The sequence below is a fragment of the Sporosarcina pasadenensis genome (assembly GCF_047228845.1).
Taxonomy (GTDB): Bacteria; Bacillota; Bacilli; order Bacillales_A; family Planococcaceae; genus Sporosarcina.
This window is the reverse complement of the sequence record NZ_JBFEGM010000004.1, coordinates 251,081-277,302: the sequence shown is the minus strand read 5'-3', so window position 1 is coordinate 277,302 and position 26,222 is coordinate 251,081. Positions and strand designations below refer to the sequence as shown.

Sequence of the window (26,222 nt, the reverse complement as noted above, 5' to 3'; positions counted from 1 at the left end):
CAATCGCCGGTACAATACCGACAACTGGCTGCTTAATAAGGTGTTTTTTACTTGTCTCAAAAAAGATAGTCAGTGCCGGTGACGTTGAGGCGGGTCTTTCACTTTATTCAAACACCGCTGCTTGAAAAGATTCCGAGTTTCTCAATTCTACGAACAGCCTCTGCTATACGCTCTTCGCTTGCTAGAAGACCGACCCTTACATAACCTTCCCCGTGCGTGCCAAAACCATGACCTGGAGCGACGACGACTCCGGCCTGATGCAGGAGTATATCAGCAAACGATTCGCTCGTATATCCTTGTGGAACGGGCAGCCAGGCGAAGAAAGATGCTTTCGGTGCTTCCACATCCCAACCGATTCGTTTACATTCGGCGATCAGGACATTTCTGCGTCCTTCATACAATGCCGTCAGATCGCGGACGCAATCCTGATTTTCCGTCAAAGCAGCAATGGCGGCATGTTGGACTGCCGGGAAAAGACTGATGAATAAGTGGTGTTGGAGCTCATTGATTGCCTCAATCATCTGACGGTTTCCGACGGCAAAAGCGACCCTCCAGCCAGCCATATTGTATGTCTTCGATAACGTGTACATTTCAATCCCGAGCTCTTTTGCACCGTCCGCTTGCAGGAAGCTTACTGGTTTCTCGCCGTCGAAACCGATTCCGCCGTATGCCATATCATGTAAAATGAAAATATTATTCTCCTTGGCGAATGATACCGCTTTTTCAAAGAAGGGGACGGTCGCTACTGCGCTTGTCGGGTTGTTCGGGTAATTCAAATACATGATTTTCGCTCTCTGTTTCACGTCTTCGGACAATGCATCGAAATCGGGCATAAAGTCATTTTCCTTCAGAAGCGGCATCGTTTCATAAGCGATATTCGCTAAGCTGACCCCCGATAAATAATCCGGATATCCGGGGTCGGGAAGTAAGAGCAGATCACCTTCGTCCATCATTGCTAAAGGCACTTCGACTAGCCCGATTTTGGAGCCTCCTAAAATTGCGACTTCTGTTTCCGGATCGACATCGACGCCATATTCCCGCTTATAAAATCTCGAGATGGCTTTCCTGAACTCAGGAATACCGTTGAATGGCGAGTACCCATGTGTTTCCGGTCGCTCCGCAGCTTGCTGCAAAGCTTTTATAATATGATCAGGCGTAGGTTGATCAGGGTTGCCTCTACCCAAATTGATAATATCCAATCCGGCTGCTTTAGCTGCTTCCACTTTTTTGACTAACGATGAAAAGAAATGGGGTGGCATGTTTTGTACGCGATTTGAAATCAGCATGTAAAAACCTCGTTTTCATATTTTTTTGATTCGTCAGACTACGATGTACTTTCATTCTACTATATGCGTCAAAGGAAACTCAACATGATTTTTATGCGAAAGGAAAAAGCCGCCTCCCGCTTTAAAACGGGGGCAGCTTCAATGATTCCGATTATTTTCCATGATGAAAGTTAAAAGGGAAACCCAATGGTCGACTTCTCGTTGCAAGGAATGATGATCGGTCGATTCCTTCTTCAGTCGCTTATCGAGATTCGAATAGAAGCGGATGATGCGGACCGGCTTTGTCTCATCATCAATGATGATTTTCATTTCAATTGTGGCAATTCTACGGTGGATCGCCTTCTTTACAATTGGCATCTTTTTGTTAATGATCTGTGTGACGGATTGTCCGAGTGCTTCAATCCTTTCGATTGTTCCTTCGGCATCATTCACGACTGTCTTCTGTCGTGTGCCGTTTTCGTATACTTCCACTGCCAATAACGCGGAATAAGGATAGTCTGAAAGTATGTATGGCATTTTATGAAATGCTTTTTTTATCGGTTTACCGTCAATCAGGGTAGGCTCCCAAAAATGGATTCTGCGATTTTTTTCATCAATAGCAATCTTTGAAAGTAAATCATCTGCTATGAATGCTTGTGATTCGACATAATTCCTCGCATCGGGTTGCAATGTACTCAAATATTCCTTCTGTCTAGCTTTCAACTTTTCTTCCGTCCGTGTGGAGAGGGTTAAAAAGAGTGCTGCGAACCCGAAAAACAGTGCGAAAAATAAAAAGCCGGGAAGGAAGGCTTCGCGCTTGATGAAGTAAAACATTGCAGCTATCCCGATGATAGGCGCTAGACATCCTAACCGTACATACCAATTGGATTGTGTGGAAGACAAGTAAACCCCTCATTTCAAAAAAAATAATAGAAACTATTACAGCGAATATATTTGTATTTATCATATCGAATGGTAAAGCGAATAACAATATTCAAATAAAAAGCTGCCCCTTCCGAAGATAGGACAGCTTTTCCAAAATCAGTTCACTTGTGCAGCTTCAATCTCTTCTGTCAATTCTACTAGTTGATCGATCAACTCGCCGATATACGCAATCGTATCGAGTAAAGGTTGCTCCGTAGTAATATCGACTCCAGCCATTTTGGAAAGCTCGGCAGGGGACTTCGTTCCGCCTGCTTGCAACACTTTCAACCAATCCTCAACAGCAGGTTGTCCTTCCTCCAAAATGCGTTTCGAAACTTGTGTGGAAATCGTCAAGCCAGCGCTATAAGTGTATGGATATAAGCCCATGTAGTAATGCGGCTGGCGCATCCATGTCAATTCTGCACCTTCATTGATCTTCACATCGTCTCCCCAGAATTCTTCTAGGACGCCGCGTTTCAGGCTGTTCAGCACGTTCGCATTCACACTGCCGCCTGCATCAATGCGCTCGTACACTTTGCGTTGATAAGCCGCTTCCAATAAGTGTGTGACGAAGTTATGGTAGTACGTTCGCGCCACGATGGAAGAAATAACCCAACGTTTGAATTTAGGATCGTTTGAATTGGAAAGCAAGTGGTTCGCCATTAACATTTCATTCATCGTCGAAGGTGCCTCGATGAAGTACATGGAAGGTCGTGAATTGAAAATGTTCTGATGCTGATGGGCATTGTAGAAATGGCCCGCGTGACCTAGCTCATGTGCTAATACGAAGACATCTTCCATGCTGCCTGTCCAGGAAATTAAAATATAAGGGTGAACGCCATAAGGGCTCGAACAGAAAGCTCCTGTCGATTTACCTGCGTTCTGGGCAAAATCAGTCCAACGTTCTTTATAGGAACGGTCGATCATATTCATATAATCGTCACCCATAATGGAAAGCGCGTCTTCAATATACTTCTTGGATTCTTCAATTGTAATTTTAGGTTCGTAGTTCGGATCCAAAGAGATCTTCAAATCAGAGAATGTCATCTCGTCGAGTCCGTGTACCTTTTGAAGAAGCTTCGCGTATTTACGCATATGCGGTGCAAGATGTTTCATGATCAAATCGATTTGACGATCGTACATGGAACGGTCTACTTCTTGGTTGAAGAGGAGGTATTCGAATACATCTTTATATCCTCTTAAGTCGGAAGTCGTTTTCTCTTTTTGCAAATGCATATCGTATGTTTTTGCTGTCGTATGTTGATACTCTCTTAATTTTGCATGGAAGGCATCATATGCGGCTCTTCTCTTTTTCGTATCCGTTTCAGACTCCCATCCGCCTTCGAACGTCGTATAGCTTAATGGAAAGTTTTCTCCGTCCACTTCAAAATCATCGAAATTCATGTCGACTAATTTTGTCGTGTTGTATAAACCGTATGGCGCGTTCAGTACAGAGGAAAATGCGGCTAACGTCTTTTCCACTTCCGGATGAAGCTTATATGGCTTTTGACGAATCAATTCTTGTAAATAATTTTTATACTCCTCGGACTGGTTCATTGCCTTTTCCAATAACTCGCTCGATAACTCGGAAATTTCACTTGTGAAGAAGGAAAGCTGGCTTCCGAGTTTGGATGCGATCGATCCGTATTTGCTCGAACGCATTTGCGCTTCGTCATTCGTTTGATCCACGCTATGCGCGAGGCTTGTATACGTTCCAATCGGCACCATTTTGCCCATGATAGAAGCGTACCCGTCCAAAGCTTCAATAACTGTTTTTTCATCGTTGATATTGCCTTTAAAACGCTCTTCGAAGGAAGCAACTTCACTTTCGAGTTGCTTAATAGCTTCATTATAATCCTTTTCAGTTTTGAATAGATCTTCCAAATTCCATGTTTCTTCAACGTTCACTTCTGAACGTTTCGGTAAGCTTTTCACCATTCTCTTCTCTCCCTTATCAATCATAATTATTACGGATGTCGAACTAATGATAGTATATAGCAAACTTATAGAAAAGTAAAAATGAATAGGTTTTTCTGCAAACTATCTTTTTCTTCACTTTCTTGACAGACGTTCAATCTCATCTGCGACAACAAATGCCAGGTCTTCATTGCCGAAAAGCTGAAGGACGTCGAGCATCGTTTCATTGTCGATATGAAGTTCATCAATTCCTTCGTCGCTTTCGATAACTTCCTGTAATGCTGCGTTTTCCATTTGGTATGGATATGCCTTTTTATAGAGTGCTATAGGATCCAATTCGTTGTTAGAGCACCATTGCACAAACAGGCGGATCATGAGTGTTTCATCTTCCTTATATTTTTGGATGATTTGTTCATCGATATTTCTGAATTCCATTGTCCATCCCTCCGATCATAAGCTATGATTCTAAGTATATACGAATAGGGGGAATTCAATAATGAATCGTGTTGATGTTGTTTATTCTGCCATCCTGAAAAAGGGAAAAGTGCTTATGGTGAAGAATAAGAAATATGATAATTGGACATTGCCTGGCGGAGGCGTCGAAAAAGGGGAGACGCTAGAACAAGCGGCAGTACGTGAAGTATGGGAGGAAACCGGCCTAACAGTAAGAATAGGGAGTTTGCTGACAGTAAATGAAGCGTTCAGGCAACGTGAAAATAATCATGTTCTGTTTTTCACGTTTTTAGCGGAAGTATTGGAAGGGGAAGTGGCCATCCAAGACAAGGGCGGTATTTTAGAAGCAGAATGGAAAGATCTTTCATTCGCAAATGAAGCAATGCCATATTATGAAGGCGGTTTTGAGAAACTGCTCGAAACTTCAATACCATATAGTTTTCAAGGAATCCAAGTTTGATTAGAAACGAAGGAAAATATCCGAGGGCAAAAGTGGTGGGCATTCTACAATCCAACCAACAAATATTAATTGAAGAGTTTGTAGGCCGGCATTCAAAAGGGAGAGGGCCCTATTATCGGCCTATTGGGGGTTCAATTGAATACGGGGAAAAATCTACTGAGGCTCTTATCAGAGAATTCAAAGAAGAATTAAAGGTAACAGTCGCAATTGAAGAGTTTTTAGGATGCATTGAAAACATCTTTTTCATCAATGATCGTATAGGACATGAAATTATTCTAATATATAACGTCTCATTTGTGGATAAGGAAAACTATACCCGAGAGATGTTTACTATTCAGGAGAGCGAGCAAGTGTCATTTGCAAAATGGATTGACATAACCGATTTTGTAACAGGTGAAAAAGTGTTATTTCCTGATGGTTTAGCCGATAAGCTTGAAAGGGGAAATTTATGAATCAACAGCAAATGAGTGAAAGAAATAAGGTAGGTTGGAATCAAAACGCCTACCAGGCATGGGTATCACGACATGGTCAACCTATAGATTATGCAAAACAATTAATGGCGGACCCGTTGAAAAAAGTCAGCTTTTACTTGGATGAAGTCGGAGAAGTGAGAGGAAAGAGAGTTCTTAATTTACTCGGCTCAAAAGGAAATAAAGCAGTCTGTTTTGCACTTCTTGGAGCTGATGTCACAGTAGTGGATCTATCCTCTGAAAATAAACGATATGCTATGGAATTGGCAGATGTCGCAGGTGTTTCACTTACTTATATCGTCAAAGATGTGCTCGAGCTGCAGGATGAAGAACTTCCGCCATTTGACATTGTCATTCTTGAAATGGGCGTACTTCATTATTTCGTAGATTTACATCCTTTATTTCAAAAAGTATCCAAACTGATGAACAAGACAGGGATATTTATTATAAGAGATTATCATCCTATAATTTCAAAGGCACTTCGCATATTAGATGGGGAAGCAGTACTAGATGGTGACTATTTTAAAGAGGGATATTTGGAAGTTGACGTTGCCTATTCAGCGCTTTTGCCAACACAGGTTCAACAAAAATTAGAAAAGAATATAATTAGGCAATGGACGCTATCCGAAGTGGTCAATGCCCTAATTAAGTCCGATTTGAAGTTGAGAAAAATGAAAGAGGATAAAGGAGTTCACTGGGCATTTCCTGCAGGTTCACCGGAAGGTATTGCTGAGAGGCTTCCAGGAACATTTACGATTTGTGCATCATTATGAAATGCAGAGTTATTTGTATTATCCGTGTTGAGTTAAATTTTAGCATATATGAGCAACCGTTAAGTGGACTGAATTATGAACTGGTATAAACTTATTTGTTGATTGAAGCGGAAGGCGGCGACTCCTGCGGGAAAGCGAGACAGGGGAGACCCCGCAGGGAGCAACGCGACTGAGGAGGCTTACCGCTCGCCCGCGGATAGCGTCCGTCTGAAGCGGAAATCAACGGAGGATTATATTATTTATTCAATTCATAATAGAAGACTTTCCGGTAAGTTAATTGAGAAAAAGGGGAATGAATTGTGGGGTATATTGAGGAACTGAGAGAAGTGGTCGGGAACCGGCCATTATTGCTGACAGGCGCAGGAGTAGGGGTGTTCAATGATAAGGGGGAAATCCTCCTGCAAAGGAAGATCGATGGACGTTGGGGAATTCCAGGAGGGTTCATGGAACTCGGGGAATCAGCCGAAGAAACCGGTCGTAGGGAAGTGCTTGAGGAGACGGGCATACAGGTCGGGAAGATGGAACTCGTAACTGTTGTGTCAGGCGCACAAACACACACCGTTTTGAACAATGGCCACGAATATTACTCAGTGACAATCGTTTTTGCAACGGATGACATTCGTGGCGGTGAACTGAAAGCTGACGGCATCGAAACATCAGAAGTGGGATTCTTCAATTTGCAACAGCTGCCGGAAAACTTGAGCCCATTCATAAAGTCGATGATTCATCAATATGCAGCGAAGCAGAAATGAGCTAATAATTTCAAATGCTCGCAGCAGTTGTGTAGACTTCAGGATTTATTGCTGACGAAAAATCGGACAATCCAGTCGACATCGAGCGGGCCGTCAACTATTTCATAATAGAGCAGCGAGTTTTGGATAATTAAATTTTCCGCAATGATGATCGTTACGTCATTCCCGTTCGCGTCTTTCAAACTGATGGTGAATTCATCAATGGTATCGTCCAGGTCAATCTCTTCAGGCTTTAGTTTCTTTACATGGTAGTTCTGAAGGAATTGGAGCAATTCATCCACTTTATGTTCATCATTGACGCTCCAAGTTTCTGCTGGAGTTGCGTGCATCGTAGGTTTTGAAAAAGTGAGCGAATCAAAATCAGCATCCACTGTCTCGAAAAATTCACTGAAGCTTTTTTCATTAAAGTCATTGATGGTCTCAATCATTGCATACATCCCTCCGATAATGAGCGAGATGAGCAGGAAGGCGCGCGTTTTCATGTTCAATTCCTCCAGTCTTCGTTTGTATAGTATACGCAGTGTTTTCTTATGTGGAATAGTACTCATGCTATGATTCAGGAGGACGATTCATTAACAATGGAGCGGGATTATTGAAATACTTTTTGGCTCATCGGGAAAGACTTTCGAAAGAGATCATTGAAGATTAATGTTATAATAGTATTCAAACAATAAAGAATATACGGAGGGTGAGTAATGGTGAAAGTTGAACATGCAATCCAAGACTTCTATGCAGATGATTTTGCTTGGTGTTTCGGATGTGGGCGGCTTAATGAGGAAGGGTATCATTTCCGTACAGGTTGGGACGGAGAGAAAACGGTTACATATTATGAACCTTTGGAAAATCATATGGCGATCCCTGGATTTGTCTACGGCGGATTGATCGCATCATTCGTTGATTGCCATGGAACGGGGTCGTGCGCGCTCGCATTGTATCGGAAAAATGGACATGAACCCGGAGACGAAGCTGAAGTTCCTCGTTTCGTTACGGCGTCGTTAAACGTAAACTATTTGAAGCCGACTCCGCAAGGAAAATTATTGAGGGCAGTCGGTATCGTTGAAGAAATCCATCCAAAGAAATGGAAAGTGAATGTGGAAGTATATGCTGATGACGTCCTTTGTGCAACAGGAGAAGTTGTTGGAGTTGTCATGCCGGCGACATTTAAAGGAAACTAAACCGGACTGACGAAACTTTTCTGCTGTTATTCCGTAATGTAAAAGAAAGGAAGGGTGAGTTGGGAATATGCTATATGTGATGGGGATTGTCGCAATCGTCATGTGTGTACCGATAACGGCCATCTTGACGGATTATAAGCGAAAGACGATGAAATTCAAGGCGGATATGGTACGGGAAGAGATTGAATTGGAAAGGCTGAAACAACAGAATTTCATCATCGAAACCGAAAAGATGAAGCTTGAGTTGGAGCAAATGAAGCTCGAATACACGTCGGGCAAAAATGAACTACTTAAAATCGATGAAAGAGTGGGATGAACATGTCCGATAATTCGATGCCTCCACATAATGATCTGATCGGTGATATGTTAAAAAAACGTGACGACGACGGCGGTATGAAGAATTTGAAGGGCTTTGGAAAGCCATTGCCTAAAGAGTATTTTTCAGGCGACACGTTCCAGCATTTTCAGCGGATTGCGAAAGACGCAGGCTATAAACCGCATTGGTTGAGATTGCAACACGAAATTAGCAGTATGATTCATGAAATTGTAAACTTTACAGCAACCGGAAAACAGGAAGATCTGCAAAAGCATGTGGATGAAGTGAATGTGAAAATTGCCGAACATAATCGACATTGCCCCCCGCCGATGTTGAAAGGCCGTATTTCACTGGACACCCTTGAAAAGGCAAAGGAAATTTGGGGTTAGTATGTAGGGGTCTTGCAAACAGCGGGGTAAAATGGTTGATGATATGTACCATTTTCCTGTTGACAGGATGCAGTCCGTCAGTGCAAGAGCCGGGACAAGAGCCCCCTTCATTCAGTGAACGATCGCAAGTGACGGAGTCGCCTGAAATCGATTTTTCCCGAGTGGATGAATTGATGGAAAACATGACATTGGAAGAGAAGGTAGGACAATTGCTTATCGTCGGGATGGAAGGAAAGACATACGGTGATCAATTGGACCATCTTATCCGTCTTTATCATGTAGGGGGCATCATTTTACTGGGGAAAAATGTTTCATATCCTGCGGGAATCGTGAAATTATTGAATGAAAGTAAAAAGGCGAATTCCAGTTATAAGATACCACTCTTCGTCTCGGTCGATGAAGAAGGTGGACGTGTATCCCGTTTGCCATCCAGCATGAAAAAATTGCCTACGGCGGAATATCTCGGCCGTACAGGTGATGAAAGACTTGTTTATGAAACCGGTGTTTATCTCGCGGAGCTGTTGCACGCCTTCGGCTACAACATGAACTATGCACCTGTATTGGATGTCCATAGCAATCCAAAAAATCCTGTCATCGGGGACCGATCATTTTCTTCAAACCCTGAGGAAGTCGCTAATTTAAGCATGGCTATGATGAAAGGTATGACGGATAATGGCATCATATCGGTGGTCAAACATTTCCCGGGGCACGGGGATACACATGTGGATTCCCATTTGTCATTGCCTGTCATTGAGAAGACGTTAGAGGAGCTTTACAGAACCGAGCTGATCCCTTTTCAGAGGGCAATTGACGAGCATGCCGATATGATTATGGTGGCACATATTATGTTCCCGAAACTTGATGATGAATATCCTTCATCTTTATCAAAAAAGATTATTACAGGCTTGCTTCGTAAGGAACTGCATTACGAAGGTGTCGTCATCACGGATGATTTGACAATGGGTGCAATCGTCAATGAGTTTACGGTGCCAGAAGCTGCCGTGCAGTCCTTCATCGCGGGCAGTGATCTGCTCTTGATCGCCGGTGATTATGAAGCACAGGTTGATACATTTAATGCATTGATGAATGCGGTACAGGCAGGGACCATTTCCGAAAATAGGATTGACGAAAGTGTCAGGCGGATTTTAGAGCTGAAAGAGCGATATCAACTGAAAGATGATCCGGTCGAAGAAATCGATTTAGATGCTATTGAAAACAAATTCAATGAATTAATGGGTTGAAACATGAAACTTCCTCCTCGGTTGTCCGTAAAATATAGTACAGTAGAAGTGTAGAGGAGGTTTAAATATAGAGAACACCGGTTTGAAAGTGCTCGTTCATGCTAGCGCATTTTTTGCTCCATTTCTAGTTCCGTTCATCATATATTTGGTCGTGGATGATACAGAGGTAAAAAGATTGTCCATTCAGGCGCTATTGTTCCAATTAGTGATGGGCGCTTTGATTTTCCTATCAGTAATTTTGATTATTTTCTTGATCGGCATTCCGATGATTATCATTTTCGGACTGATGACAATTATCGTTCCAATCCTTGGAATAGTGAAATCATTGCAAGGTGAAACATATAATTATCCGATTGTCGGCAACTGGTTCTGATCGGCCCCCCTTTTCGCGAAAGCGTTCTGGGGGCTTTTTTATTGTCTGTTTTCAATCATGTTGTGCGCGTGAGATGTATATGTTGGTAGTAGCAAGGTTACGTACAAATTTTAGAAAGGGGAGAGGCATGAAGATCAAATTTACTCTTGTGACGCAAATTTTTATCGCCTTCGTGTTAGCCATCGTTTTAGGCAGTATATTCGGAAGTTCCATCAATTTTCTGAAGCCGTTCGGGGATTTATTTTTACGTTTAATTAAATTCATCATCGCTCCGCTCATTTTGTCCACATTGGTCGTCGGTGTTGCAGGTACGTCCGATCCAAAACAGTTGGGGAGGATTGGGTTCAAAACAGTCGCCTATTATTTAGCGACTACCGCAATCGCTATCATTATCGGCCTTGCCATTGCATTCCTGATTTCGCCTGGAAAAGGGCTAACGATTTCTTCCGACGGCTTGGTCGCACCGGAATCCGCGACGCAGGAACCGCAAAGTGTCATTACGACAATATTGAATATCGTACCGGAAAATCCATTCACCGCTTTGGCGACCGGAAGCATCTTGCAAATCATCTTTTTTGCATTATTTGTCGGCCTAGCCATTACATTGGTCGGAGAAAAAGCCCGGCCTGTCTATACGTTCTTTGAAAGCTTCGCTGAAATTATGTACAAAATCACCGGGATTGTCATGAAGTTTGCGCCTATCGGCATTTTAGGCCTACTTGCTCCGGTGATTGGACAATACGGGCTTTCCGTCCTATTGCCGCTCGTCAAAGTGATCTTGGCAGTTTACATCGCCTGTATCCTTCATGCAATCATCGTGTATTCTGCGGCAGTTAAGACATTTGCAGGAATGAGTCCGAAGAGGTTTTTCAAAGGAATTTCCCCTGCAGCGCTCGTCGCTTTCAGTACGTGCAGCAGCTCAGGGACGCTCCCTGTGACAATTAAGAATACGAATGAAAACTTGGGCGTTCCTAATAAGATATCGAGCTTCGTCCTTCCGCTCGGCGCTACTGTCAATATGGACGGAACAGCTATCTATCAAGGAGTTGCCGTCATTTTCATAGCTCAATTTTTCGGTTTGGAGTTGTCATTCCTCCAATTGCTGACAGTTGTTCTCATTACTATTTTGGCGTCAATTGGCACAGCAGGAGTCCCCGGAGCAGGTATGATCATGCTTGCAATGGTGTTGACATCAGTGAATATGCCGCTTGAAGGAATTGCATTGATTGCGGGCATCGACAGGGTGCTCGATATGATGAGGACTTCAGTGAATGTCGTCGGGGATGCGTCTGCCGCTGTCGTCGTTGCGGGAACGGAAAAGGTATTGGATACTGAATGAAGAAGAAAGACCTGAATCCCATGGGATTCAGGTCTTTTTTAACGTTCCAATCGCTGTTGGACTTCGTTTACAACATCTTGTACGGACATTCCGTGAATGCTGACGACAGGAAAATCGAATTGATCGACGTTCACATCACTGATCGACCGTACGACACCGATATCATAACCATTCAGATTTTCATCGCTTTCAAACATCTTCACATCATGCCCTTTTTCCTCCAATGCCACTTTCACATCGTCAAAAGGGTTTTCGACTGCAATTTTCGCCATTCGAATCACCTCCGATTTAGTTAAGTGATGCCGTTCTTTGTTTTCCCGGAATCATCTCTACTAAACACGGATTCGAAAATCGAAATTCATTCTCGCGTTGCTTCATTCACTTCGCTATTTTCACACCTTAGTTTTTTGAAGCCAGTGAATGCGTCGATGATTGTCGTGGCAATTGAAGCAAGTCCGACTACCATGACGATCATATGGACTTGTGGAATAATGTCTTCGGGCGATCGTTGGAACACATCTGCGAGGACATCGGCAACATAAGGCAAAATGAGCGACGGATTGAGAAGAAGGAAAATGATGAGAATTGTCCAAGCGACATTAATGATCAGATTGCCAAAGGCCAGCCTCGTTGTCCATTTTGGTGAATAAGATTTGTAAGAGGCTAGAACGATTTCCATTGTTAGCAATAACAAGGTTGCGGGAAATAAAGTCATTAAAGACACATTGCCAAAGGCAGTCATTTCAACTTCAATCCTTTCGAATGCTAGTACTTTGTAATCTACCCGGAAATTTAACGATTTAAAACGGGCGTCCCATGGAAATTCCGGATTCTTAACATTCGCTCTTTAGATTGCTGTATACTGGATATATTGTTCAAATTTATAAAAAAGCGTGGGGATATCGTTGACATCTTTAAAACAGACACAGCATCCTGCCAACCCGGTTTACCCTATCATGTTTGCTATCGGAGCTTGTCATTTGTTGAATGATACGCTTCAAGCAGTCATCCCGGCGATGTTCCCGGTGTTGGAAAAGGAAAGAGGATTAAGCTTTACCCAGCTTGGTTTCATCTTTTTTGCATTGAATATGGTGGCATCTGTTCTGCAACCGGTCGTCGGCTATTTTAGTGACAGGAAGCCGATGCCTTATGCACTCCCTATCGGAATGACATTCTCACTTATCGGGATGGCGGGTTTGGCAATCGCGCCAAGCTATTGGCTCATTCTCCTGTCGGTCATCATACTGGGGCTTGGCTCCGCGGTATTCCATCCGGAAGGATCCCGTGTGTCCTTCTTGGCAGCGGGGACGAAAAGGGGGCTATCCCAATCGATTTACCAAGTCGGGGGAAATACGGGACAAGCATTGGCACCGCTAATCAGCGCATTTGTCTTAGTGCCGCTCGGTCAAAAAGGGGCGGCTGTTTTCATTGCAGTGGCAGCTCTTGGGATATTCATTTTATCTAAAATTTCCGCTTGGTATAAAAGGCAGCTGGAATTGGAAAAAAAGAATAATCGAAAAAAAGTGTTGCTTTCCTCACTTGGTGATTTGACAAAAAAGCAAATCGGATTCGCGCTCACTTTATTGTTGATCATCATTTTTGCCCGTTCTTTCTATGCCACTAATGTCACTAGCTTCTACATCTTTTACTTGATAGATGATTATGGATTGAAAATTCAGCAAGGCCAGCTATACATATTCCTGTTCATGGCGCTTGGCGCTGCGGGCACTTTTTTCGGTGGACCGATGGCTGATCGGATCGGAAGGAAAAATGTCATCGTGTTGTCTTTGTTAGTTCCTTTGCCGCTCTGCGTTCTCCTGCCGCATGTCCCGATTTGGGCAGTGGGAATACTATTGGCCTCAATCGGATTCTTCATCATGCTTAGCTTCACTGTCACTGTCATTTATGCGCAGGAGCTTGTACCGAGTAAAATTGGGACAATGGCCGGTTTGACAGTTGGCTTGGCGTTTGGGATGGGAGCGATAGGGGCGGTTGTTCTTGGAAAGATGATGGATACGATCGGCATCTACCCGACGATGGTCATTGCTTCCTTCCTGCCGTTCATCGGCCTTGCAGGAATGGCCTTGCCTAAGGATCAGAAAATAACGGCACCAACTACTGAATAATGTAAAAAAGCTCACCGTCAACTGGATAGACGGTGAGCTTTTTTGATTGCTGTATAAATTCTATCGGCCATCTTCAAAATAATAGGTGACATCTGTTGTTGTCCTGTCTATAATAAAAGGTCTGTCTGTTGAGAAGGAGGTTGGGGGATTTGAATAAAGACCAACGTAAGAAAATGATAATTTTGATGATAAATATGTTCATCGCAGTCGGTAGTTTCGGAATCATCATCCCTATTTTGCCTGCGTACTTATTGTCGATCGGGCAGGCTGGCAAAGCGGCTGGCTTGATGATTGCGATTTTTGCTGGCGCGCAGCTCGTGATGTCTCCCATTGCGGGCAGATGGACGGATCGGTACGGCAGGAGAATTATGATCATTGTCGGTTTAAGCGGCTTGGCATTGTCCATGTTCGTCTTTTATTTTTCCGATTCGATTGGTGTGTTGTATTTGTCCCGGGTCATCGGAGGGATTGGAGCGGCTTTGCTTATTCCGGCGATATTTGCATACGTAGCAGACATTACAACGATGGATCAGCGTGCGAAAGGGAACAGTTACATTTCCGCGTCCATGTCATTAGGGATTGTCATCGGTCCCGGAATCGGCGGTTTCTTGGCAGATTTCGGATTGAAGATGCCTTTATTAGTTTCGGCGATCATTGGATTGGTGGCCGTCGTGTTTTCCGCAGTTATGTTGCAAGAGAGCATGGAGGCTAAGGAGGAAACATTGGAGTTCAAATCTGAACCTATGGTGAAGGAGATATTTCATTCATTCAGTAAGCCGTATTTCATCCCGCTCGTTATTACGCTTGTTATGAGCTTCGGATTGATGGCTTATGAATCGGTGCTTGGCCTATTCGTCGATAATGAATTCAATGCAACTCCGAAGGACATCGCAATTATGGTGACGTCGACAGGCATCGTCAGTGTCGTCATTCAACTTTTTGCAGTCGATTGGATCGTACGCCGATTCGGTGAAAGGAAAGTGCTGAATATTTTCCTTGGGGTGACTGCGGCTGGATTTCTACTCTGTATATTCGCCCCGAGTTATATTATGTTTTTCGGAGTGACGATGATCATTTTCTTGGCAACATCGATTTTGCGCCCCGTGTTGACGACGCTTATTTCGAAGCTCGCGGGGAATGAGCAAGGATTTGCAATGGGCATGAACAATTCGTATATGAGCATCGGCAATGTCCTTGGACCACTTTCTGCAGGATTATTGTACGATGTGCACCATCTATATCCATTCATCTTAGGACTTATCGTGCTTGTTGCGACGATGGCCGTTTCGGTTGCATGGAAAGGTGCGAATGCTTAAGGCTGCCATTTTACTTTAACGGGTTCGGTTGATGGGGAGAAAACAATAAAAAACACAGTGTTCAGGGACGCAATTCGCATATGAATTGGTGTCCCTTCTTTTGTTGTTGCATCAACATTTAGATTCTTTATATAGACGAACTGGTACAACAATTGACACAGGAATTAGCAGCATCTCATAAATTTATGTGCTTTTGTTAATTCCATTGTTAAATCACTAGCTTATTGGATATTGGAAGGAAGTTGAGAAGTCTATGCTAAAATAAATGTTCTTCAACTAACGATGCAGTTTAGTTCAATAAAGATTAATAATTCTTTTCTAATTGGAGAAAGTAATTAGAAAAGAGGTGATTTTATCTTAAAAAAACTGTATGCACTGATTTTAATCATAGCTTTATTCACTTTGGTGTCATTTGAAGTTTTTGCTCAGCCTAAAAATTGTCCTGTATTAAGTGAATTAGAAAAAACATCGCTTAAGGATAAAAAAGAGGTAATAGAAGCGTTAAATACTTTAATACCAAAAACTTATGGAACTGGATTAGATGATTTACCTGACCTATATACTAAGTGGAATGTAGTAACTGCCAAACCTTTTCCTAAAACAGTTGGTAATAAAGCAGAAGAAGACTATTTTGGAATGGCAAAAACCTTTTGTGGCAAAGAAATTGCTGAAAAGTCATGGCTTGTACGTTTAGAATTCCCGAAAGCACCTGGAGCTGACTTAGCCCACGGTCAAATATTTTTAGCTAAGAGTAAGGAAAAAGGATGGTTTGTTTGGTTTCGATACCATTAAACTGCTATTTCTTATTGAAATAACGGTACTTTACTTGAAAATCGGTTGAGCTGCTTAGAGCTCTTTTTTTCTTGTTTAACTAGAAGCAGGTAGTTGAACATGAAAATTAAAAAGGGGCTGAAAAAATCATCGGGAACACCATCTGGATTTATTACATTGATTATAAAATAAAAACAGCGATCCATTCCTCGATAAAAGGAAATGGATCGCTTGTTTTTATGTTTCTGTTTTATTTGAGTTCCGTTGATTATAGTGTAGAGCGGCGACTCCTGTGGGATGAGCGGGACAGGTAAGACCCCGCAGTGGAGAGAAGCGACCGAGGAGGCTTACCGCCCGCCCCACGGAAAGCGTCCGCTCGGAACGGAAATCAACAGTTCTGAAAGTAATCAGATTTATAAGAACCTTTTCAGTGGCCTCCTGAACTTTAGCAGCCTTTTTGATCTCTTTACAAGAGGTTTAAAGGAACGTATACTTTATTAATTACCTAGGTAAATATTGAGGTGTTGAAAATGAATCCAATAATTCATGAGCTGTTTCAGAGATCACGCAAATTAGGCAAAGAGCTGAATTCAGCACTGAAACAGCATGGCTTGTTTGCCGCTCAATGGACGGTTATTTACTGTGTATATCAACATGGTGAGATGACTTTGACGCAGATTTGGAGATACTTGAATGTAGAAGCGCCCACGATTACCCGGACCGTCAATCGGTTAGAGCAGATGGGCTGGCTTGCGACTCGAGAAGGGAAGGACAGACGCGAGAAATATGTCAGTTTGACAGAAAATGCGACTGTGCGGCTCTCGGAAATTAAAGAGACGATCATTCAGTTTGAGGAGCAAAGTTTGAAAAGCCTTACTGAAGAGGAAAAGGAGCTCCTCATGAAAGTGCTGAAAAAAATATCAAGTGAAGGAGAATGATTTCATGAACAATAAAGAACCGATTTGGACAAAGCCGTTCATTAGTCTTTTCTTAACGAATTTGTCCGTTTTTATCGTGTTTTACGGCTTAGTGTCGACATTGCCGCTGTACGCAAAAGATGCTTTGAGCCGGACGGATGAAGAAGCCGGTCTGTTAATGACTATCTTTTTAGTGTCAGCCATCATTGTCCGGCCGTTTAGTGGCAAACTGCTCGATATCGTAGGTAAACGAAAACTGCTGCTGATCAGCTTGTTCTTCTATTTAATTTGCACAGTGCTTTACTATTTCATTACGCCATTTGAAGGCTTGCTTGCATTACGATTCTTCCAAGGAATATGGTTCAGCATTGTAACGACGGCTGCGGGATCGCTCGCCGCGGATATCGTTCCTTCAACGAGGCGCGGAGCAGGGCTTGGCTATTATGTCATGTCGACAAATTTGGCGGTTGTCATCGGGCCGTTCATTGCCCTATTCATTATTCAATCCTATTCTTACGACGCTTTGTTTATCTTGATGAGTGTCCTCATGACCGTTGGTGCGCTCGTAGCATTGCTCATTCCGAAAATGGATAGAGCAACGAGTGAGAATAAGTCGAAAGGATTTACATGGAACGATCTATTTGAGAAAAAAGCGATGCCGATTGCGTTTTTGGCGAGTTTAATCGCATTTTCATATGCCAGCGTCCTTTCCTATTTATCAATTTATGCACAAGAGAAAGGGTTATTGCCGCTAGCCAGTTTCTTCTTTGTCGTATTTGCGGCAGTCATGCTCATTACTCGACCATTCACGGGAAGGATTTTTGACGAAAAAGGTCCGGCTTATATTTTGATTCCGGGCTTCCTATTATTTTTCCTCGGTCTGTTCATTCTCTCGTTCATGAATTCCGCTGGGTTATTCCTTATTGCGGGAGCGTTTGTCGGGCTTGGCTATGGAGCGCTCGTACCGAGCATGCAGACGCTTGCTATTCAATCGACGACCCATCAAAGAAGCGGTTATGCAACCGCGACATTTTTCACCTTATTCGATTCGGGTCTTGCTGTCGGTTCGTATGTTTTAGGGTTTATCGCAGTTCAAATGGGCTATCGGAATATGTATTTGCTATCCAGTCTTCTCGTGCTTGCAGTGCTTGCGTTATATGTAATCATAATTCGAAAAAGACACAATTGAATTCTGAAGCATACTACTTCAGTTTTGATTATTACGTTACCAAAATGCAGTTTAGGGTATAGACTCTTTAACTATGTTTATAGGAGTCGATTTTGCTTTGGACAGAAAGTTTTGGAAGAACCCGGTGTTTTCAATATCCGCAGTCGTCATTTTATTACTCGTTATTCTTGGAGCAGCCATTCCGGGACCTTTTGGTAAGGTTGCGGGACGATTATACGGATTTACGACGATGAAGTTCGGTTGGTTCTATTTGTTGACAGTTTTCATTATCATTGTATTTTTGATTGGATTGGCAATTAGTAAATACGGAGCCATTCGTTTAGGAGGAGACGAGGAAAGACCTGATTATCCATTTTTCACTTGGATCGGCATGCTCTTTTCAGCCGGTTTCGGAGTAGGGCTTGTCTTTTGGGGTGTTGCAGAACCGATGAGCCATTACTTCTCATCGCCTATAAATGGTGTTGAACCACAATCGCACGACTCAGCGAGAATTGCAATGGGCTATTCATTTTTCCATTGGGGAATTTCGCAATGGGGCATCTTTGGCATTGTAGGGCTTGTTATCGGATTTATGCAGTTCCGGAAAAAGAAGGACGGTCTAATCTCTACTGCCTTGGAGCCGTTAGTCGGTTCCAATAGGCATTTGAAGACAGGAATTGACTCATTTGCCGTCATTGCTACGGTAATGGGGATTGCGACATCTCTCGGGATGGGCGTGTTGCAGATGAGCGGTGGACTTGAATATGTATTTCAGACGAAAAATACGTTTTGGGTGCAACTGATTATCATCTTTATCGTTTTCGTCGCATATATGCTTTCCGCATCGACCGGTTTGAATAAAGGAATCGCGTATTTAGGCAATTTCAATTTAGCAATGGCGATTGCGATGCTCATCTTCTTCTTTTTCGTCGGACCGAAAGTTTTCATTTTGGAAAGTTTTACATTGGCGATCGGGGACTACATCAATAATTTCATTCGGTATAGCTTGCGGTTGCAGCCATATCAAGGTGGAAGTTGGGTGAGGGAGTGGACGATCTTTTACTGGGCATGGACGATCGCTTGGTCGCCTTTCGTTGGAGCTTTCGTTGCTCGAGTTTCAAAAGGCCGTACAATCCGTGAATTCATTGCAGGAGTGATGATTATTCCGCCTGTATTTGCTTGTATGTGGATTGCTACATTGGGTGGCACAGCTTTATATAGCGATTTGAACAACGGGACGAAGATCGCGGAAGCGGTTGATGCAGATGTCACTTCAGCCATTTTTGAAACACTTAACCATTTGCCGTTCACAAGTGTCGTTTCATTTTTGGCAATCGTTCTCATTTTTACTTTCCTAATTACATCTGCGGATTCTGCGACCTATATTTTGGCAAGCATGACGACGAGGGGAAGTTTGTTACCTCCGCTTCTTGTCAAAATGATTTGGGGGTTCCTCATGTCTGCAATTGCAGCAGTTTTGCTCTATGCGGGCGGTTTGGAGGCTTTGCAATCAGCGTCTCTCGTTTCTGCCCTTCCATTTACGCTATTTCTCATTTTACTCATTTTTTCCTTAGGGAAGTTATTGAGGAAGGAGCCGATTACTGTCAGGCCGACTGACATTAGGCAATTTGAGAAGATTGAGCAGGAAGTGAAAAAGAAGGCAAGGAGAAGGATACGGAATTAGTCTGTCTTATAATGAGAAAAGTGGAGGTGGGGTAATCCCCGGCCTCCACTTTTTCACTTTCCGTACAATCGATTCAATGCGTCTTTGAATGCAGGTTTAATGTTTGTTTCTGGGCGGATTGCTTGAGTCATCAGTTCTGCTTCCTCTACATTCTCCGCTTTGCCCAGCTCCAGCAAAGTCGCTGCAGCCAATGTTCCGCCGCGGCCTCTTCCTGTATTGCAATGGAAATAGACGTTTCTCCCATCTTTGTAAGCTTCCATCACTTTGCTTACTGCTTCACGGATGGAATTGTCCTGTTTATCTGCATCATCCAATAAAGGCTGGTGGATACTTATGTCACTCGGCAAGGGACCTTCCACTTTCGCGCGCAAGTCATAGATGACGTCAATTTTTTCATTCGCCAACAATTCATCAATCGCATTGACACCACCGAAGAAGATCCGATCAGTCACCAATGCTTTATACGGTTTGTTTGTCATTAATTTCACCTTCTCTATGTATTCTCGTACGACACTTTTCATGATTCTCTCCAAAAGTAATGGTACCATTAACTAAATCATCTTTAAAGAAGAGGAGGATGCCTATGTGTGGACGTTTCACTTTATTTGCCCCGTATTATGAAATTATCGACCGATTCGAAATTGAATCGGCATTTTCTGAAAGTGATTATATACCGAGCTACAACATCGCTCCATCCCAACAAGTGGCAGCCATCATTAATGATGGGCGCAAGAACCGTTTGGGACATCTTCGTTGGGGGCTCATTCCTCCGTGGGCGAAGGATGAGAAAATCGGATATAAAATGATCAATGCCAGGGCTGAAACGGTTGCTGAAAAACCAAGCTTCCGGAAAGCGTTCCAGAAACAGCGTTGTATCTTACCAGCAGATTCATTTTATGAATGGCAAAGGAAAGACGGAGAGAAGATCCCAATGCGCATCAAGCTTAAGAGTGATGAGCTGTTTGCCATTGCGGGATTGTGGGAGTCATGGGAATCCTCAAACGGAACGGTCATCCACACGTGTACTGCAATCACGACTAAGCCGAATGAATTGGTGAAACCGATCCATGACAGGATGCCGGTCATACTGAGAAGGGAAGATGAGGCGGCATGGCTAGATCCCCGAAATGATGACATGGATTTCCTGGGGAATATGTTACGTCCGTTCGATGAGAAGCAAATGGATGCGTATAGTGTCTCATCCGCGGTAAATTCACCGAAAAATAATAAGGAATCGCTTATCGTGCCTATTTGCTGACAAATGGGTCAAAAACGCGCAGTCGAATGAAATGTCGGTTGTGTGTTCGACGGCGTTCGCAATCCGAGCCGAATTATGGTAGGATTTAATTTCACAAAAGAAGAGGACGTGAAAATGAATGATCTCAATTACAATACCGAATCCGGATGTAACGATTCAGCAACGCAAGCAAGAAATGAACGGTGAGGAAGCGCCGATTAAACCAATCAATGGTTTTATCGATCTTCATGAAATCCCACGTGATAAAGGTGGACTCATCCTTTTTTACAATAATCGTGATGAACTGCTTTTTGCAGGAAAAGCAAGAAAGCTTCGTCAGCGAGTGAAAAAGCATCTTGAGGACAACGTATCCCCATTGAAAAACCATCGAGATGAAGTTAACAAAATTTCAGTTATCGTCGTCGAAGATCCGATGGAGCGGGAAATCTATGAAACCTACATCATTAATACAATGCGTGCAAAATATAATGTAGACAAAGTATTTTTCGAATAATACACGGTTCAACGGGATATCCATTTTAAGGATGTCCCGTTTTTTGTTGTCTGTTTTAATTTCAGCCGAACTTACTGTAAAATGAATGGTAGATTGCATGATGAGGATGAAAGGAATTGGCTTCTCCTCTAAGGCGTGAGTTATTTATGCGCGATCCTAGCGATTTATGCGTCTTTGGCGGCAATTATGCGTGATTCCGACGATTTATGCTTCTTTGGAGACGGTTATGCGCGTTTCGATCATTTTATGAGGTTTTGATAGAAGTAAAATATAGAGTAAGTAGGGGGTTGAGGAAAATGAAATTTTTTCATACTGCCGATTGGCATCTTGGCAAGTTGGTGCAAGGCGTGTATATGACAGAAGGGCAGCGGCATGTCCTTCGTCAATTTGTAGATGCTGTACGTGAAGAGAGACCCGATGCGGTCATCATTGCGGGCGATCTTTACGATCGGGCGGTTCCGCCGCCGGAAGCGGTCGCCTTATTGGATGAAGTGCTCTGGGAAATTGTTATGGAACTGAAAACACCTGTCATTGCAGTGGCGGGAAACCATGATAGCCCCGGACGTCTGCAATTCGGCAGCAGATTAATGCAATCGAATGGTTTTCATATTGTCGGCCAAATGTCTGCGCAAATCGAGCCGGTCGTGTTGACAGATAGATTTGGAGAAGTCCATTTTCACCCGGTGCCGTATTGTGATCCATCCATTGTGAAGCATTTATATGAAGAAGATGATGTCGTCGACCATAATACGGCAATGGAGAAAGTGGTCGAGCGAATTTGCGGATCGATGGATAGGACTGCACGCCATGTATTCGTGGGACATGCTTTTGTCACTCCTTTTGGTGAGGAAGAGGAGAATACGAGCGATTCGGAGCGCCCGCTTGCAATTGGCGGGGCGGAATATGTGGCAGCACACCTGTTTTCACCGTTTAATTATACGGCGCTCGGCCATTTGCATCAGGCGCATTACGTTTCCAGTGAAAAAATCCGCTATGCGGGTTCCCCGATGAAATATTCGATTTCAGAGGAGAATCATGCAAAGGGATATCTCATTGTGGAAATGGACGGCGAAGGAAAAGTGGATGTCGAAAAGAGGGCACTCACTCCATTGTATGATATGCGGACCGTTGAAGGAACGATGGAAGAGATTCTTGCACACCCGCCTAGCGAAGATTACGTATTTGTAAAGCTCCATGATGAAACGCCTGTTTTATTTCCGATGGAAAAAGTGAAGTCCGTCTATCCGAATGCCATGCATATTGAAAGGAAACTGGTGAGGACATCGGCTGCAATTGAGCAGCAAACAGCGGGAGTCAAGGAAAAACCGGATGATTTGTCGTTGTTCCGTTTCTTTTATTCCCAGATGAACGATATGGAGCCTGATGCTGAAACTGAGAGGATTTTTGCTGAAGTGTTGCAGGAAGTCAAAGGGGGCGTTGAAAAATGAAGCCGATCCAATTGACGATGACTGCTTTCGGACCATATAAAGGGACAGAGACGATTGATTTCCGCCAACTTGAAGAGCATCGGCTGTTTGTAGTTTCCGGAGCGACAGGTGCCGGGAAGACAACGATATTTGACGGAATCTGCTTTGCTTTATATGGACAGGCAAGCGGAGAAGACCGGACTGAATTCCGCTCGATGAGAAGCGATTTTGCTGATGATGCCGTCCAAACCGCCGTTGAGTTGATCTTTGAAATAAATGGCCGCACCTTCCGTATCATGAGGCAAATCCCATACACGAAAAGTGGCAATAAAACCGAGACGCCCGCGAGATGTGAGTTTTTTGAGCTTGTGGATGGTGGAGAAGTTCCATTTGTCGACCGTCAAATCGTCTCGGAAATCAATCGGAAAGTCGAGGAGCTTGTCGGTTTTACACAAGCCCAATTTAGTCAGATTGTAATGCTGCCGCAAGGTGAATTTAGGAAATTTCTGACATCCGATACAGAGAATAAAGAAACAATCATGAGAAAAATCTTCAAAACGGAAGAGTATAGGGAGATTGTCAATCGTTTAAAAACAAGAAAAGATGAAGCGCATCAACAATTGATGGACGAAAAGAGGAAGGTGGATGGCTATATCCACCAAATTCCGAATCTCATTCCGCCTAGGGAATCACTACTCTTTGAAGTCTTATCACAGGAATATGCAAACACATCGCAAGTGATGGACGCGCTTGAACAGGAGATCGACCATTATGCCGAGAAATGCGCCACAGATGAAAAGAAGTATACAGCTGCCTATCAAAAGCATGCGGAAATATTGGAGGCATTCCACGCAGCCAAAAAATGCAATGAGCAGTTTGAACAGCTGGAACAACGCAAAATCGTTCTTGGGAAATTAACGGACGAAATTCCGTCCGTTGAGCTGAAGCAAAAGCGGATAGAAGACGCTGAACGGGCATCTGTCATCCATGAAATCGAAGGTCAATTCCGAATGCTGGCCGAAGATGCAAAGACGAAGGAAAATGAGTTCCAAAAAGCACTCATAGCTGTCCAAGAGGCGACGAATCATCTGGAAGAGAAGAAGATTGCATATAAGGAAGAAGAGGGGAAAGAGCAGGATAGAGGGGCGGTAACTGAGCGGCTCATCCGTTTGCGCGATCACCTCCCTGCCGTAACAGACTTGGCTGCGAAGGAAGCAAATGTGCTGAAACTGAAAGAGAAGATCGGAAAAATGGAAGGTGATTTCAGAGCAGTCACTGATAAGGCAGAGGCGGAAAAGAAAAGATTGGCCGACTTGAATGTGAACATAGAGAAATTCGAACAGGTGATTTCTCCTTATGACAAGTTGATTGAAGAATTGAACACACTTAGAATGCATTACAAAGTCGTCCGAGACTATGAGAACATAAAAAAAGACTACGCAGTTTGGGCGGAAAAGAAAGAGGCTGCATCCAATAAGTTCATTCAAACAAAAAATGAGTTTGAGATGATGCAAAATGCATGGTTGAATGATCAAGCCGCACATTTGGCGCAAACGTTGAAGGAAGGGGAGCCTTGCCCTGTTTGCGGAAGCGCACATCACCCTTCAAAAGTTGCTGGACATGATAATAATGCTGTTTCCCGAGAAGAACTTGATTTGAAAAGGTCCTACTTAGCTGAGGTTGAAAGCGCCTTTCGATCTGCCGAGGCGAAATGTGAAAGTGTTCTTGCCCAAATTACCGAAAAAGAACAAGAAATGAATGACCTTCAAATAAATGAAGGGCTAGAAGTATTGTTTACTAAAGGACAGAATGCAGCGGAAAAAGTGGAGCAACTGAGAAAAATGCGGGATGAACTTGCTTCATTGAAAGAGCAGCAAAGAAGAGCCGACAAAGAATCGAATGAATTGTTTACACGGAAATCTGAAATGGAACAGGCATTGTTTCAACAAAAGACGATTTTCGCACAGGAAGCTGCTTTGCTGGAAAGGGAGCTTTCTGCCATTCCAGAAGGGTTACGGGACTTATCTCGCCTGCAAGCGGAGATCCAAGAAACAGAATCACGGAAACGCCAAATGGACGAAGCTTGGCAATCCGTGCGAAAAAGGTTGGAAGAAGCAAGGGAAAGACTCGCAACATCCATTAATTCGCAGAACCATTTGAAGACAGCATTGGATGAATGCATTGAAAAAAGAGATCGAGCGGAAGACAGATTCAAAAAGGCTTTACAGGCATCCAAATTCAACACGGAAGAGGAATACCGGCAAGCGAAGATGACAGAAGCGGACAGGCTCCTTCTGAAGGATTACGTCATGCAGTTCAAACATCGTCTACACGCGACGAAGGAAGCGATCAATGAACTGGAAGCGGGTCTTATTGGAAAAGAGAAAACCGACCTGGATAGTCTAATCGAAACGATTCAAACATTGAAATCTGCCTATGAAAAAGCATTTACGGATTGGAACAATTCCATTGAATGTGAAAAGGCGCTGACCCGGTTGAAATCGGATATAGAAAAGACTGCAAAAGAAGTGGAAGACCTTGAAAAGGAAGTCGGTAAAATTACGGGGTTATACGATGTCATCCGGGGTCAGAATGACTATAAGCTATCATTTGAACGTTTTATTCAAATCGATTATTTGGAGCGGATTATCCAATCTGCGAATGAAAGGCTACGGAATTTATCCAACGGACAATATGAATTGATCCGTAGTGATCGTCAGGAAATGCGGGGAAGACAGAGCGGCTTAGGCTTGGATGTGTATGATGCTTATACCGGGCAGAGCAGAGATGTGAAGACGTTGTCCGGCGGAGAGAAATTCAATGCTTCACTTAGCTTGGCGTTAGGAATGGCCGATGTCATCCAAAGCTATCAAGGTGCAGTGTCCATAGAAACGATGTTCATCGATGAAGGCTTCGGTACATTGGACGAGGAAGCTTTGCAAAAAGCTGTTGACACGCTCGTTGATTTGCAAAAGTCCGGAAGAATGATTGGCGTCATCTCGCACGTGGAAGAGTTAAAAACTGCCTTTCCGGCAATACTAGAAGTTCAAAAGTCCAAGGAAGGACATAGCGTCACTCGATTTGTTTTGAAATAAAAACTGAGAGCAGAGCGGTTTTTACGAACCGTCTGCTCTTTTTTTATCTTTAACTACTAGTCCAACCGGAGCAATTAACTAATAAAATGTTATATTTAGAAAATACTTTACTATTGCATT

Annotated in this window: 28 protein-coding genes; 20 read left to right on the top strand and 8 right to left on the bottom strand. The window is 43.3% G+C overall.

Translation table 11 applies throughout. From position 1 onward, the window contains the following. Positions 1-107 precede the first annotated feature (107 nt). The 4 genes from AB1K89_RS08230 to AB1K89_RS08215 form a co-directional block, all read right to left on the bottom strand. Positions 108-1,286 carry a pyridoxal phosphate-dependent aminotransferase gene (locus AB1K89_RS08230; RefSeq protein ID WP_413054278.1) on the bottom strand — a complete coding sequence of 393 codons (1,179 nt, stop codon included), beginning with the start codon at positions 1,284-1,286 and terminating at the stop codon, positions 108-110. Positions 1,287-1,424: 138 nt separating this feature from the next. Then, positions 1,425-2,168, bottom strand: a complete 744-nt coding sequence (locus tag AB1K89_RS08225; protein WP_413054277.1) for a hypothetical protein — start codon at positions 2,166-2,168, stop codon at positions 1,425-1,427. Positions 2,169-2,306: 138 nt separating this feature from the next. After that, complete coding sequence (pepF, locus tag AB1K89_RS08220; RefSeq protein WP_413054276.1) at positions 2,307-4,127, bottom strand: oligoendopeptidase F; 1,821 nt, start codon at positions 4,125-4,127, stop codon at positions 2,307-2,309. 114 nt (positions 4,128-4,241) lie between these two features. Then, entirely contained in the window at positions 4,242-4,541 is a 300-nt protein-coding gene (locus tag AB1K89_RS08215; protein ID WP_413054275.1) for a hypothetical protein, read from the bottom strand. Between the two features lie 61 nt (positions 4,542-4,602). On the opposite strand from AB1K89_RS08215, the gene AB1K89_RS08210 reads away from it, so the two are divergent. The 4 genes from AB1K89_RS08210 (at position 4,603) to AB1K89_RS08195 (ending at position 7,014) form a co-directional block, all read left to right on the top strand. Beyond that, positions 4,603-5,019 carry an NUDIX hydrolase gene (locus AB1K89_RS08210; RefSeq protein WP_413054274.1) on the top strand — a complete coding sequence of 139 codons (417 nt, stop codon included), beginning with the start codon at positions 4,603-4,605 and terminating at the stop codon, positions 5,017-5,019. Next, positions 5,016-5,471: an NUDIX hydrolase gene (locus AB1K89_RS08205; protein WP_413054273.1), complete on the top strand. Its 456-nt coding sequence runs from the start codon at positions 5,016-5,018 to the stop codon at positions 5,469-5,471. Before AB1K89_RS08210 ends, AB1K89_RS08205 begins: the two co-directional genes overlap by 4 nt. Beyond that, a complete protein-coding gene (locus tag AB1K89_RS08200) occupies positions 5,468-6,262 on the top strand; it encodes a class I SAM-dependent methyltransferase (protein WP_413054272.1) in 795 nt (264 codons plus the stop codon). The genes AB1K89_RS08205 and AB1K89_RS08200 overlap by 4 nt, the downstream gene beginning before the upstream one ends. A gap of 299 nt (positions 6,263-6,561) precedes the next feature. Continuing rightward, complete coding sequence (locus tag AB1K89_RS08195; protein ID WP_413054271.1) at positions 6,562-7,014, top strand: NUDIX hydrolase; 453 nt, start codon at positions 6,562-6,564, stop codon at positions 7,012-7,014. A 38-nt stretch (positions 7,015-7,052) separates the two neighbouring features. On the opposite strand, the gene AB1K89_RS08190 is transcribed toward AB1K89_RS08195, so the two are convergent. Beyond that, on the bottom strand, positions 7,053-7,496 hold the full coding sequence (locus tag AB1K89_RS08190) for a hypothetical protein (protein WP_413054270.1): 444 nt from the start codon (positions 7,494-7,496) through the stop codon (positions 7,053-7,055). Positions 7,497-7,709: 213 nt separating this feature from the next. Between AB1K89_RS08190 and AB1K89_RS08185 the strand changes: the two genes are divergently transcribed. The 6 genes from AB1K89_RS08185 (at position 7,710) to AB1K89_RS08160 (ending at position 11,847) form a co-directional block, all read left to right on the top strand. Next, on the top strand, positions 7,710-8,189 hold the full coding sequence (locus AB1K89_RS08185; protein WP_413054269.1) for a PaaI family thioesterase: 480 nt from the start codon (positions 7,710-7,712) through the stop codon (positions 8,187-8,189). 67 nt (positions 8,190-8,256) lie between these two features. Then, on the top strand, positions 8,257-8,505 hold the full coding sequence (locus tag AB1K89_RS08180; RefSeq protein WP_413054268.1) for a hypothetical protein: 249 nt from the start codon (positions 8,257-8,259) through the stop codon (positions 8,503-8,505). A gap of 2 nt (positions 8,506-8,507) precedes the next feature. After that, the gene (locus AB1K89_RS08175) at positions 8,508-8,894 is read left to right on the top strand and encodes a DnaJ family domain-containing protein (protein WP_413054267.1); all 387 of its coding nucleotides are present in this window, start codon (positions 8,508-8,510) and stop codon (positions 8,892-8,894) included. A 38-nt stretch (positions 8,895-8,932) separates the two neighbouring features. Next, positions 8,933-10,135: a beta-N-acetylhexosaminidase gene (nagZ, locus tag AB1K89_RS08170; RefSeq protein WP_413054266.1), complete on the top strand. Its 1,203-nt coding sequence runs from the start codon at positions 8,933-8,935 to the stop codon at positions 10,133-10,135. 67 nt (positions 10,136-10,202) lie between these two features. Further along, entirely contained in the window at positions 10,203-10,508 is a 306-nt protein-coding gene (locus AB1K89_RS08165; protein WP_413054289.1) for a magnetosome magnetite crystal formation protein family, read from the top strand. Positions 10,509-10,641: 133 nt separating this feature from the next. Continuing rightward, entirely contained in the window at positions 10,642-11,847 is a 1,206-nt protein-coding gene (locus tag AB1K89_RS08160) for a dicarboxylate/amino acid:cation symporter (RefSeq protein ID WP_413054288.1), read from the top strand. A 38-nt stretch (positions 11,848-11,885) separates the two neighbouring features. Here the strand turns inward: AB1K89_RS08160 and AB1K89_RS08155 are convergent, their stop codons facing one another. Together AB1K89_RS08155 and AB1K89_RS08150 are read right to left on the bottom strand one after the other, a co-directional pair. Further along, positions 11,886-12,119 (bottom strand): YkuS family protein, encoded by a 234-nt coding sequence (locus AB1K89_RS08155; protein ID WP_413054265.1) that lies wholly within the window; start codon positions 12,117-12,119, stop codon positions 11,886-11,888. Positions 12,120-12,205: 86 nt separating this feature from the next. Then, on the bottom strand, positions 12,206-12,589 hold the full coding sequence (locus tag AB1K89_RS08150; protein WP_413054264.1) for a hypothetical protein: 384 nt from the start codon (positions 12,587-12,589) through the stop codon (positions 12,206-12,208). Between the two features lie 214 nt (positions 12,590-12,803). Between AB1K89_RS08150 and AB1K89_RS08145 the strand changes: the two genes are divergently transcribed. The 6 genes from AB1K89_RS08145 to AB1K89_RS08120 all read left to right on the top strand — a co-directional run bounded on the left by AB1K89_RS08145 (position 12,804) and on the right by AB1K89_RS08120 (position 19,829). Then, positions 12,804-13,973: an MFS transporter gene (locus tag AB1K89_RS08145; protein ID WP_413054287.1), complete on the top strand. Its 1,170-nt coding sequence runs from the start codon at positions 12,804-12,806 to the stop codon at positions 13,971-13,973. A gap of 149 nt (positions 13,974-14,122) precedes the next feature. Next, positions 14,123-15,289, top strand: a complete 1,167-nt coding sequence (locus AB1K89_RS08140) for an MFS transporter (protein ID WP_413054263.1) — start codon at positions 14,123-14,125, stop codon at positions 15,287-15,289. Between the two features lie 405 nt (positions 15,290-15,694). Then, positions 15,695-16,081 (top strand): hypothetical protein, encoded by a 387-nt coding sequence (locus tag AB1K89_RS08135; RefSeq protein WP_413054286.1) that lies wholly within the window; start codon positions 15,695-15,697, stop codon positions 16,079-16,081. Positions 16,082-16,590: 509 nt separating this feature from the next. Further along, the gene (locus AB1K89_RS08130; RefSeq protein ID WP_413054262.1) at positions 16,591-16,998 is read left to right on the top strand and encodes a MarR family winged helix-turn-helix transcriptional regulator; all 408 of its coding nucleotides are present in this window, start codon (positions 16,591-16,593) and stop codon (positions 16,996-16,998) included. 4 nt (positions 16,999-17,002) lie between these two features. Continuing rightward, complete coding sequence (locus tag AB1K89_RS08125) at positions 17,003-18,166, top strand: MFS transporter (protein ID WP_413054261.1); 1,164 nt, start codon at positions 17,003-17,005, stop codon at positions 18,164-18,166. Positions 18,167-18,263: 97 nt separating this feature from the next. After that, complete coding sequence (locus AB1K89_RS08120; protein WP_489686564.1) at positions 18,264-19,829, top strand: BCCT family transporter; 1,566 nt, start codon at positions 18,264-18,266, stop codon at positions 19,827-19,829. 53 nt (positions 19,830-19,882) lie between these two features. Here the strand turns inward: AB1K89_RS08120 and AB1K89_RS08115 are convergent, their stop codons facing one another. Further along, positions 19,883-20,308: a protein-tyrosine phosphatase family protein gene (locus AB1K89_RS08115; protein ID WP_413054259.1), complete on the bottom strand. Its 426-nt coding sequence runs from the start codon at positions 20,306-20,308 to the stop codon at positions 19,883-19,885. A gap of 104 nt (positions 20,309-20,412) precedes the next feature. Here AB1K89_RS08115 and AB1K89_RS08110 point away from each other — a divergent pair, with 104 nt between their 5' ends. The 4 genes from AB1K89_RS08110 (at position 20,413) to AB1K89_RS08095 (ending at position 26,102) form a co-directional block, all read left to right on the top strand. After that, on the top strand, positions 20,413-21,087 hold the full coding sequence (locus tag AB1K89_RS08110; RefSeq protein ID WP_413054258.1) for an SOS response-associated peptidase: 675 nt from the start codon (positions 20,413-20,415) through the stop codon (positions 21,085-21,087). A 118-nt stretch (positions 21,088-21,205) separates the two neighbouring features. Then, positions 21,206-21,580: a nucleotide excision repair endonuclease gene (locus AB1K89_RS08105; protein ID WP_413054257.1), complete on the top strand. Its 375-nt coding sequence runs from the start codon at positions 21,206-21,208 to the stop codon at positions 21,578-21,580. Between the two features lie 296 nt (positions 21,581-21,876). Continuing rightward, positions 21,877-23,028, top strand: coding sequence for an exonuclease SbcCD subunit D (locus tag AB1K89_RS08100; protein WP_413054256.1), 1,152 nt, complete (start codon positions 21,877-21,879; stop codon positions 23,026-23,028). Continuing rightward, positions 23,025-26,102 (top strand): AAA family ATPase, encoded by a 3,078-nt coding sequence (locus AB1K89_RS08095; protein ID WP_413054255.1) that lies wholly within the window; start codon positions 23,025-23,027, stop codon positions 26,100-26,102. The genes AB1K89_RS08100 and AB1K89_RS08095 overlap by 4 nt, the downstream gene beginning before the upstream one ends. Positions 26,103-26,222 lie beyond the last annotated feature (120 nt).